Genomic DNA, 9,007 nt, shown 5'->3' with positions numbered 1-9,007 from the left:
GTGATCAAGAGACAGCGCCATCGCGGGGCTTTTTTATGCCTGAAAGACGGAACGATTCCATCAGTTTTTAAACAGAAATAAGAGGCAAATCAGCAGGCTTACGACCATGGTCTAATCCTTATTGCTATTGTTGTTTTTCTATCGGTGTTAAGCTTAATAAAAAAGAGCAACAAGGATCGGTTATGAATTTCCCATACAGAAATATTGTCGTACTTACTGGCGCTGGCATCTCGGCTGAGTCTGGTATTCAAACATTTCGAGCTCAAGATGGTCTCTGGGAGAATCACCGTATCGAGGATGTCGCAACACCGGAAGGTTTCTTGCGTGATCCGGATTTGGTTCAGAGCTTTTATAACCAACGTCGTAAAAAGCTACAAGGTGAAGATATCAAGCCGAATGCGGCCCATATCGCGCTTGGACGCTTAGAAGAGCAGTTGGAAGGCAAAGTGACTATTATCACTCAAAACATCGATAATCTGCACGAGAGAGGCGGTAGCGCTAATATCATTCACATGCACGGTGAGTTGCTCAAAGCGCGTTGCAGCGAATCCAATCAAGTCATCGAGCATTCAGAAGACATTGAGACTGGCGAGTTATGCCATTGCTGCCAAATTCCTTCGCAAATGCGCCCACACATTGTTTGGTTTGGTGAAATGCCACTGCGCATGGGAGAGATCTACGCGGCATTGGAAGAAGCAGATCTATTTATATCTATCGGTACATCTGGCGTGGTATATCCAGCCGCAGGCTTTGTACATGACGCAAAGATGCATGGTGCACATACGATTGAAATCAATTTAGAACCAAGTGCCGTCGAGAGTGAGTTTGAAGAGAAGCGTTACGGTAAAGCAAGTATTGAAGTGCCAAAATTGGTTGACGAAATTCTTGCTCTGGAAAACGAAGCCAGCGCTTAATAAAACGGGCAGAACCTTCTTTAACAAAGGCATCGAGTGATTCGATGCCTTTTTGTATTTTGAAACGTTGTATTTTGAAACTTTGTATTCTGGCGCTTGGTAATTTGAGCAGGGTAGCTGGAGATACAAACAGTAAGTTTCAGATACAAGAAAAGCGACCGAAGCCGCTTTTCTAAACTATTTCGACAGACTGATTAGTTGTCTACTTTTAGCTTTTGGAAGTACTCATCGTAAAGCACGCTTGCTTCACCAACTTCGTCTTGCCATGTACCGCTGTCCATCACTTCTTGTGGTGGGAAGATGCTTGGATCGTTAGCAAATTCTTTCGGTAGTAGAGCGTGCGCTGTTTTCACTGGAGTAGGGTAACCAATCTCTAGTGCGATCTTAGCTGCGTTCTCAGGACGTAGTAGGAAGTCGATCATCTTATGAGCCGCATCAACGTTCTTCGCGCCTGCTGGGATTGCTAGGCTGTCCATCCAGAAGATAGTGCCTTTTTCTGGCCAGATGATGTCAATGTTCGCACCTTCTTGACGAGCCATGTAAGCTGAGCCGTTCCAAAGCATACCAAGTGATACTTCACCTGCTAGGTATGGGTTTGCTGGAAAGTCTGAGTTAAAAACCAATACGTTTGGCATCAGTTTTTTCAGCTCTTCATAAGCAGCTTTGATTTCGTCAGGGTTCGTCGTGTTTGGTGAGTAACCAAGTTTAGTCAATGCAATGTGGAATACTTCGCGAGAATCATCCATCAGCATCAGTTGACCTTCCCACTTGCTATCCCAGAAATCGTCCCATTTAGAAACAGACGATTTGTCTAGCATGTCAGCATTGATACCAATACCAGTCGCACCCCAAATGTATGGGATAGAGTAGTTGTTGTTCGGGTCGAACGGCTTGTTCAGGAAGTTGGTGTCTAGATCAGCAAAGTGAGACAGTTTCTCTTTGTCGATCTTTTGCAGCATGCCTTCTTTACGCATTTTAGATACGAAATAGGTAGACGGTACTACCAAGTCGTAACCAGAACCTTGAGTTTTCAACTTCGCGTACATGCTTTCGTTAGACTCGTACGTAGAGTAGATAACTTTGATGCCAGTTTCTTTTGTAAAGTCTTCAAGAACTTCGTTTGGAATGTATTCCGACCAGTTGTAGAAATACAGTTCTTGATCAGCAGCCATTGCAGGGGTAGCGATTAGCGTCGCCGCACACAGTGCGCTTGCGTAGAATTTACTTTTCATTTTATTTCCGTTTTGTTCAGCAATAGGACAAATCAATACTAGTAACAGAAATCGATTTGAGCCAAGTTGCGATAAGCACAATCCCGTTTATTTGGAGTACGAATGATGAGCGTTATGACTTCGAGAGAAGATAATGTTCATAGCCGCAGCAAATAAACCTAGCAACGTGTAATTATATCAGTCAATTACAAAAATAGGCAGCGTATTGCTGCCTATTTTCATTTACTAGATGGCTTATTAAGCGATTATTGACCCGCTTTCAGCTTCAGGAAGTAATCTTCGTACTTCACTGTCATGTCGCCAACAGAATCTTGCCATTCAACGCGGTCAAGATCTTCTTGAGAAGGGAACAGTGGTGCAACGTCTTTGAACTTAGCGTTAGATTCTGCAACCGCTGTTAGGTAACCCGTATCAGCCGAGATTTGCTCTGCGATTTCTGGACGTAGTAGGAAGTCGATCATCTTATGAGCCGCTTCTACGTTTTTTGCACCAGAAGAGATAGCGAAGTTATCAACCCAGCCGATACCACCTTCTTTAGGGAATACTAGCTTAAGGTTCATGCCTTCGTTTTGAGCTGCTGCCGCGCTGCCGTTCCAAAGCATACCAACGCCAACTTCGCCAGACATGTATGGTGCACCTGGGTTGTCAGAGTTAAATACTAGAACGTTTGGCATTAGCTTTTGTAGCTCTGCGTACGCTTCGTCGATTTGTTTTGGATCCGTAGAGTTACCTGAGTAACCCAGTTTGCGTAGTGCAATGTGGAACACTTCACGAGTGTCGTCCATCAGCATTACTTGACCTTCAAGCTCTGGCTTCCATAGGTCAGCCCAGCTTTGGAAGTCGTTTGGATCGTACATGTCCGCGTTAACCGCTAGACCTGTAATCGCAACAACGTGTGGAATAGAGTAGTCGTTATTTGGATCGTAAGGCTTGTCTAGGTAGTTTTTATCTAGGTTGCCGAAGTTTTTCAGCTTAGTCTTATCGATCTTTTGTAGCATGCCTTCGTCACGCATCTTCGCTACGAAGTACGTTGAAGGTACTACTAGGTCATAACCTTGGTTATGAGTTTTTAGCTTTGCATACAAAGTCTCGTTCGACTCGTAAGTCGAGTAGATCACTTTGATGCCAGTTTCTTTAGTAAATTGCTCTAGGATATTACTGTTGATGTAAGGACCCCAGTTCATAAATACTAATTCTTTATCATCCGCTGCCGCTGTACCAGAGAACAGAGAAAGCGCACATGCACTACCAGCTAATAGAGTAGCCCATTTTTTCATTGACGTTAGCTCCAAACCAAACGTTGTCCAATTTTGGACGATAGATAGAAAAACAGAATGGCATGTAACCATTCTGTTTCGTGATGTTAACGGGTGCGGATTCTACTTCACTTTTTCTCTTGCTAGCAACTGAGAAATTACTACAAGAACCAAAGAAACAATCAGCATGACCGTTGCTAGGGCGTTCACTTCCGGTGAAATGCCCACCTTAACCATTGAGTAAATCTTCAATGGTAGGATTTCGTATGTTGGGCCTGTTACGAACGAGCTAATAATTACGTCGTCCAGAGACAGGGTAAAGCTCAGTAGCCAACCCGCAGCAACCGCTGGTTTAGCAAGAGGAAGGATGATCTGTTTCAAGATTACCCATTCGCTTGCGCCAAGATCTTTTGCTGCTTCCAACATCTTCACATCAAAGCCATTTAAGCGGCTGTACACTGTTACCACAACAAACGGTAGACAGAAGGTGATGTGAGCAATCAATAGCGTAAAGAAGCCAAGCTGTGCGCCTAATACTAGGAACAGAGCAAGCAATGAAATCGCCATTACAATATCTGGAGACATCATTACGACAAACAACATGCCGTTTACCGCGCCTTTACCTTTGAACGAGTAACGGAATAGGGCAACAGCCGTCAAGCTACCAATAATGGTTGCTGCTGTTGCTGAGAATACCGCTACGTTCAATGAATGCCATGCAGCCTGCATTAGGCTGTCGTTGTTTACTAAGGTTTCGTACCATTTCGTGGTGAAACCGCCCCATTTCATACCAAATTTGTTGGCATTAAATGAGTTAACAATTAAGACGATGATTGGCAGATACAAAAACGCATATACCAGCGCCATAAAGCTAAATCTAACTGTGCGTCCCATTAGTCTAGCTCCACTTTCTTATTCAATAGTTTGCCTGCTCTGTAGTAAGCGTAAAGCATCACAGCCATTGCGAAGGTGAGGGCGATACTGGTCGCAGCACCAAATGGCCAGTCACGAGCGTTCAATACCTGACTCTTAATAACGTTACCGATCAGTAGGTTCTTCGCGCCGCCAAGAAGGTCAGATATGTAGAACATACCTAGTGCAGGTAGCAGGACCAACAAACAACCACCGATAATGCCAGGCATTGTCAGAGGTAGAATCACTTTAGTAATGGTTTGGAACTTATTCGCACCAAGGTCTTTTGCGGCCTCGATGTATGTGTTGTCTAACTTCTCGATTGCCGAGTAAAGCGGCAAAATCATAAATGGAAGCAAGATGTACACAAGACCGATCATTACTGCTGTTTCGGTATACATTAAACGCATCGGCTTATCGATGATTTCCATTGCCATCAAAGATTTGTTCAAAATGCCCTGAGTACCTAGAACAATCTTTAAGCCGTACGTACGGATAAGAGAGTTCGTCCAAAACGGTACAATCACCAAGAACAACATGAACGGACGCCATTTTTCAGGCATTTTCGCTACGATGTAAGCAAATGGATAACCAATCACCAAACACAACAAAGTTGCGATGATCGCCATGTAGAAAGAGTGCATCAGCACTTTTGCATACAGAGGATCGAGTAGGCGAAGGTAGTTGTCGAAAGTAAACGTTAATTCAATTAGGTTCGCTTCATCACGCGTCAAGAAACTCGTACCGATAATCATTAGGTTTGGTACTAACACAAACAGTGTTAGCCAGCCAACGATTAGGGTAATGATCGCGTTCTGAAGATTAAGCTTCTTGCTTATCATTTAGTACTACCTCCCAGCTCTCAACCCAAGTAATAGCGACTTTCTGGCCGAGGGAGTGGTCCACATCTGGATCATCTTCGTTAAAGAATTCGCTTACCATCACGCGCATGCCTGAATCCAACTGGATAACTGAATCAAGCGTCATACCTTTATAGGTACGCTCTGTTACGTGACCTACGATGCCTTTTTCTTCAGACTCTTTGATCTCTTCGATGCGTAAGTCTTCTGGGCGAAGTAGTACTTGTAGTTTGTCACCGACTTGTGCTTCTTGATCGTAGTAAACAATGGATTCAACGCCTTCGATTTCTGCACGGATACGTTTCTCGTCGATACGCTCTAGCATGGTTGCATTGAATACGTTGATCTCACCGATAAAGCGAGCAACAAATAGGTTCTTAGGCTCTTCGTAAATCTCACGTGGAGAGCCGTCTTGTTCGATAACACCGTCACGCATAACAATAATGCGGTCAGACATCGATAGAGCTTCTTCCTGATCGTGCGTAACGAAGATAAAGGTAATACCAAGTTGACGCTGAAGCTGTTTAAGCTCGATTTGCATTTGCTTACGTAGTTTGTAATCAAGTGCAGATAGAGATTCATCTAGCAGCAGTACTTTTGGTTTGTTAACAACCGCACGTGCAATGGCGATACGTTGTTGTTGACCACCTGAAAGTTGGTGAGGCTTACGCTGTGCCATTTTTTCTAGGCGAACCATGCGTAGCGCATCCATAACTCGTGGCTCGATCTCTGCAGCAGGTGTTTTCTGCATGCGAAGACCAAAAGCAACGTTTTCAAATACGGTCATATGAGGGAAGAGTGCGTAACTCTGAAATACCGTGTTGACGTGCCTTTGCTCTGCAGGAACCTGTGTTACATCTTGGTCATCTAGTACGATTAGACCGTTATCTGCCGTCTCAAAGCCCGCGATCATGCGTAAAACCGTTGTTTTACCACAACCAGAAGGACCAAGAATCGTCAGAAACTCACCATGATTAACATCCAGATTTAAATTACCGATGATTTCCTTACCATCGAAACTTTTGCTAATACCAGATAGACGAACTACTGGCTTTCCTGCTTGCTGTTTAGCGTTCAACGTCTGTATTTCTCCCACGTTCAAATTGGGTTGTATCCAATTGATGTGACATAAGCCATTCACTTTTGAGGCGCGCATCATAATCACCAAAATTGTGAAATCAAAGTATTTTCTTATCTTGAAACAGAAAAAATTTTGCAGGCAAAAGTAAACATTCCTTACCATACTGTTTTTATAGGGGTATTTGCATTTCCGCTATATATAGGTGAGGTATTGATTTCTTGTGCAAATGTTTTCAATTTCATGGATTTGCGAGTGGTTAATTATCGACCAAATAGCAAAGATTGCAAGTATTGAAGCCGAGATCTGATTTTAGACTTGGCAAGATTTCTTTATAATGACGCCCTTATTAATTAATTGGTTTTCCAGAAAAAATTTTACAAGTTAGCCTTGGATAAAATATGAACAACGATTTTGAGAAAGATTTCAACCTTGGAGGGAGTGTAGAGCGAGCTCTTTCTGGCAAGTATGAACTGAAGGCAGGTGCTGTTTTTAGTGAAGCTTGGCGCACTACCATTCAACAGTTTCTGTCCTTCTCACCAGCGATCATTCTATTGCTCTTCGTTCAGTTGGGCATTTTCTATATTGCTTTGCAGCTTCAATTGGGTGATCCCGCAGTCATTCTTGATGCCATCCAAACTCCAGAGTCTTTTACTGCTGACATCGTATCCGCTATTTATGTGGCTAACTTCAGTTACGAAGTGATCAGTGCACCGATTTACGCTGGCATTAGTCTAATGGCGATGAGTCACGTAGCAGGTCTTAAGACGAAAGTGCGCCATGTGGGCAAAGGTCTTCAGTTTACCGTTCCAGTGATTCTAGCTACGTTGTTTAGCTTGATGATGCAGGGCGTAGCAGGAATGATTTTCCCGTTGTTATCTCTGTACCTTTCTCTAGCATTTAGCCATTCTATCCTATTGATTTGTGAGAAAAGAGTGCCACCTATGCAGTCACTTCTTTTGTCACTTCGTGCCATCAACAAGAAGCTTTTTGTCGTCGCAGGGCTTTACTTAGGCGTGATGTTGATGTTTATTGTTGCTGCAATGTTCTACGGAATTGGCTTGATCTTCGTGCTGCCGTTCTTCTTCCATTTGAAGGGGATTCTGTACCGCGAAATGTTTGGGATTAAGTTGAAGATCGTAGCAACACAGCAAAATGATAACGATCACGATGGTAACTCTCAGGTGTTTGATGCCTAAATCTTTAAAGTCAATGAGTTTACGAGTGGCGGCTATCACAATAGCCGCCACTTTTGCTTCTGTTGGACCATATTTGCACTACGACCGCGTATATCGCAATACTGCTGATTCCCAAGCGGTGCATGGTCCTGTTAATCACTTGGATTTGTCGAACCTTCCTTATATTGGTGATATTCCTGATTTCAACTCGATTAAGGACACGAAAGATAAGAAGACCGCCTTCTTCGACTTTCTGCGCCCGAAAATTGCGTTAGAAAATCAACGTATCGAGAAAGAGCGCGCATTCTTAACGTCTCTGAAAATTGGAGAAGTTGGCTCTGAGCAGACGCCTTACGCTGAGCGTTTGGCTGCACTATATTCCTATCCATTGAAGGATGATACAGTCACACAAGCTTGGCTAGATGAAATGCTCAAGCGTGTCAACGTGTTGCCTGAGGCATTGGTTTTAACCCAAGCCGCCAATGAATCTGCGTGGGGAACCTCTCGTTTTGCCACTCAAGCAAACAACTTGTTTGGTCAATGGTGTTATAAGAGGGGCTGCGGTATTGTGCCTACACATCGTGGGGCAGGAAAAACCCATGAAGTAGAAAAATTCGACTCGGTACAAGAGTCGGTGCACGGTTACTTTATGAATGTGAACCGCAACCGTGCTTATGCTGATTTACGCGATATTCGCGCTAATTTAGCAAAGAAACACAAGGATTTATTATCTGTGGTGACGGCATCAGAGTTGACTCATGGCTTGCTCGCGTATTCTGAGCGTGGCATCGCCTATGTTAATGACTTACGAGCCATGATTCGTCACAATAACGCTTACTGGACACAATAGAAGAAATAACGGATCGGATGAAGAAGTTAAGCCTAAGTTTACTAGGCAGTGCGGTACTGGTCTTAGCATCGCCTGCAACTCACGCGCAAGAATACATGTTTACGTATTCTAAGCTCTACACACAATTGAAGAACAATGCGAAAGAAGGGCATGACGACGTTAAAGTCGGTGTCTTTTTTGTCGACGCAGACACTAAGAAATTGTGTGAGATAGAAAAAGCATGGATGGAAAAAGAAGAGCATTACGAAGAGTTTGTTATTCCGGCTTCTAAAGAACTTCCTATTCCGATCGACAAGAACTTGAAGTCTGCGAACCCACTTGTCTTCGTCCAAACGCCGAAAGACACACGATGTGATTACTCTTTAGTTGTGATGACCAAAGAGCCGTTACAGGGTAACGTATCTTACGAGCAACTTACGCCTTTGATGCCCCAAATGCAGGCTTTGCTTGAAGATTTAGGCGGTATGTTTGCAGGTTGTTTCACTCCAGAGGTTCAAGGCGTGACGATGGAATTTGCTGACGAGTTGAATGACACCATTATATTCTCCAATGGCACAGAAAAAGCCATAGTGAATGGTAAAGTTCAAGTCGCACTGAGTGATATTGGTGAAGGCGGACATATGACGCTTCCTCAACCAACGACTCGCGTTCTGCCTTATCTACCCAACGTGAAAAAGTAATCGTGATTTGATTTTGAAAGAGCTGCCTTGGTGGTAATGCCGATCAG

The 9,007-nt window shown here is 43.7% G+C and carries 9 protein-coding genes; 4 read left to right on the top strand and 5 right to left on the bottom strand.

The genetic code is table 11. The features are described 5' to 3' along the window. Positions 1 to 182 precede the first annotated feature (182 nt). On the top strand, positions 183 to 914 hold the full coding sequence (cobB, locus tag KIV40_RS24335; protein ID WP_050906342.1) for a Sir2 family NAD+-dependent deacetylase: 732 nt from the start codon (positions 183 to 185) through the stop codon (positions 912 to 914). Between the two features lie 194 nt (positions 915 to 1,108). On the opposite strand, the gene KIV40_RS24330 is transcribed toward cobB, so the two are convergent. The 5 genes from KIV40_RS24330 to potA form a co-directional block, all read right to left on the bottom strand. Next, entirely contained in the window at positions 1,109 to 2,146 is a 1,038-nt protein-coding gene (locus KIV40_RS24330; RefSeq protein ID WP_038890245.1) for an extracellular solute-binding protein, read from the bottom strand. A 245-nt stretch (positions 2,147 to 2,391) separates the two neighbouring features. Beyond that, positions 2,392 to 3,423, bottom strand: a complete 1,032-nt coding sequence (locus tag KIV40_RS24325; protein WP_009706099.1) for an extracellular solute-binding protein — start codon at positions 3,421 to 3,423, stop codon at positions 2,392 to 2,394. 102 nt (positions 3,424 to 3,525) lie between these two features. Beyond that, positions 3,526 to 4,296 (bottom strand): spermidine/putrescine ABC transporter permease PotC, encoded by a 771-nt coding sequence (potC, locus tag KIV40_RS24320; protein ID WP_005389180.1) that lies wholly within the window; start codon positions 4,294 to 4,296, stop codon positions 3,526 to 3,528. Further along, positions 4,296 to 5,156 carry a spermidine/putrescine ABC transporter permease PotB gene (potB, locus tag KIV40_RS24315; protein WP_010447924.1) on the bottom strand — a complete coding sequence of 287 codons (861 nt, stop codon included), beginning with the start codon at positions 5,154 to 5,156 and terminating at the stop codon, positions 4,296 to 4,298. The genes potC and potB overlap by 1 nt, the downstream gene beginning before the upstream one ends. Further along, positions 5,137 to 6,330: a spermidine/putrescine ABC transporter ATP-binding protein PotA gene (gene potA, locus KIV40_RS24310; protein ID WP_285351748.1), complete on the bottom strand. Its 1,194-nt coding sequence runs from the start codon at positions 6,328 to 6,330 to the stop codon at positions 5,137 to 5,139. The genes potB and potA overlap by 20 nt, the downstream gene beginning before the upstream one ends. 323 nt (positions 6,331 to 6,653) lie before the next feature. On the opposite strand from potA, the gene KIV40_RS24305 reads away from it, so the two are divergent. The 3 genes from KIV40_RS24305 to KIV40_RS24295 are packed head-to-tail and all read left to right on the top strand — an operon-like array spanning position 6,654 to position 8,960. Next, a complete protein-coding gene (locus tag KIV40_RS24305) occupies positions 6,654 to 7,451 on the top strand; it encodes a hypothetical protein (protein ID WP_005528450.1) in 798 nt (265 codons plus the stop codon). Continuing rightward, positions 7,444 to 8,280: a glucosaminidase domain-containing protein gene (locus KIV40_RS24300; protein ID WP_285351745.1), complete on the top strand. Its 837-nt coding sequence runs from the start codon at positions 7,444 to 7,446 to the stop codon at positions 8,278 to 8,280. The genes KIV40_RS24305 and KIV40_RS24300 overlap by 8 nt, the downstream gene beginning before the upstream one ends. 17 nt (positions 8,281 to 8,297) lie before the next feature. Continuing rightward, entirely contained in the window at positions 8,298 to 8,960 is a 663-nt protein-coding gene (locus KIV40_RS24295; RefSeq protein ID WP_285351744.1) for a DUF2987 domain-containing protein, read from the top strand. The last annotated feature ends 47 nt before the right edge of the window (positions 8,961 to 9,007 follow it).

The sequence above is a fragment of the Vibrio sp. D173a genome (assembly GCF_030248475.1).
The sequence above is the reverse complement of the archived record's forward strand: the minus strand, read 5'-3'. Positions and strand labels throughout refer to the sequence as shown.